At 43.1% G+C, this 1,792-nt stretch carries 1 protein-coding gene; it reads right to left on the bottom strand.

The genetic code is table 11. From position 1 onward, the window contains the following. Positions 1 to 115: 115 nt before the first annotated feature. Positions 116 to 1,234: a DEAD/DEAH box helicase gene (locus tag ACFPXP_RS08135; protein ID WP_379893737.1), complete on the bottom strand. Its 1,119-nt coding sequence runs from the start codon at positions 1,232 to 1,234 to the stop codon at positions 116 to 118. Positions 1,235 to 1,792: the final 558 nt, after the last annotated feature.

The raw sequence follows: 1,792 nt of genomic DNA, 5'->3' as shown, positions 1-1,792 counted from the left end.
TCTTTCCTCATACCGCTTCCCCCTGATGCTAGAATTACCAGTTCTATGATATCTTAATAGGAAGGGTATGGTAAGTTTTGTTCATTCTTATTTAGCGGAATCCGTTGATTCTAGTTTAGCGGTTACACTTGAGTCTCTCTATAATCCGTTTCCGAGTATCATTCGGCAGTATTCCGGTATAAAATGCCGCGAGTTTTTCTCCTTCCACTTTCTCTTTTGGTAGTCGGAGAGGCTGGCGCAAGACGTCTTTGATATAACGGGTAAATACCATAGTCTGGCTGCGAGAAGGTTGAAAAATGATGCTCTTAATCACTTTCTGATCAACAGTCATGATCTGTTTCGCCATCGTAATGGCATCGGTAGAAGGCGCGCGGCGGACTTGTTCATCGGCTGACATACCGGGATTCCAGAGGACGATCCCCTTTTTCTGATGGGCGGAACCATCTGTATTGATGAGGGTGAATCCGCTAAGACCTGTAAGATCCTCTGCTAATCTAATAGGATTTTCAATCGTTGCTGAGCTCGTAATAATCTGGATGTTGTGCGCATTACCAAGTTCTCGACAAACCTTAAGCAGGCGTCTGAGTACCAATGCGACATGACTTCCGAATGTACCTCGGTACATATGCATCTCATCAAGCACTATAAATTTGAGGTTCCGCAGATAATTTCGAATGTGGTGTGCGGTCGCGTACTTCACCTTCTGAACTTGCCCGAGAATGGAGTAATGAATCATATCCGGATTCGTCATCCATACCTGTGCTTTTTCCATGATTCGCTGCCGCGGCCCATTCTCGGTATCACCATCCAGCCGGCCGATATGAATCAGGCGATCTCCTAAGTGCAATTGAGTTTCAAACCACTCATCCAAGGAAGAATTATTCTCCGTTCGTTGCATGCCAAAACGTTTAATTTGATCCAACTGATCATTTGCTAACGCTTTTGTTGGAAATATGTATAATCCACGTTCTTCAGGATGGTTATATAAACGACTAAGAATCGGCAGGTTATAGGACAACGTCTTTCCGGATGATGTTGAAGTGACCAAGACAACATTCGACCCAGAATGGACTGCATCGGCTGTTTGTGCTTGGTGAGAATATAACTGCGTAATTCCCATTCGATGTAAGGCGTCCTTGATGGGCTCTGGCGTTGATTCAGGAATATCCGCAAAAGTAGCTTCTTTCGCAGGAAGTGTATGAACATAAATCTCGGCAACTTCTTCCTCGGCCAACTTCTTCAGCTTATCCAGTACATCATCGGATGAAAACTCATGACTTACTACGCCGGGAATTCGGTTATCTTCACATAGAAGAAATTCTTCTTTCTCTAGAGGAACGATAGCAAAACAAGACGGACAGTAAATTCCTTCTGCAAATCCTCGGAGGTTTTCAATTACAGGAGTCCAGTCTGAGCATTTGATCCCGGTTGGCGAATATTCAAGCAGTCGTTGCTCCCCGACTTGACTGATCTTATTTAGAAATTTGAATTGCCTTCAGCATACTCGTGCATTCGGAACATTTCAGAAATGCCATTCCTGATCCCTCCATCGCTAATGTCTGCTGATCATATTAGAACATACTGATTAGACAACATGTTGTCATAGAATATACGTTCTCATGGAATAAAACCCCCTTGCTGCTAATTCGACAATATAGGCAGTTAGGAGAGTGTAAAATAAATTGTGTAAACTCCTAAACCAAGCTAATCTAGTAATAGACATCAGGAGGCAGGAGAACACAACATGAGCATGTTTACGAAGGAACAACTTAGACAATTCATTAGTGAGAAT

It is taken from the genome of Marinicrinis lubricantis (assembly GCF_042658665.1).
GTDB classification, from domain to species: Bacteria; Bacillota; Bacilli; order Paenibacillales; family KCTC-33676; genus Marinicrinis; species Marinicrinis lubricantis.
This window is presented reverse-complemented; position numbering and strand designations above follow the sequence as displayed.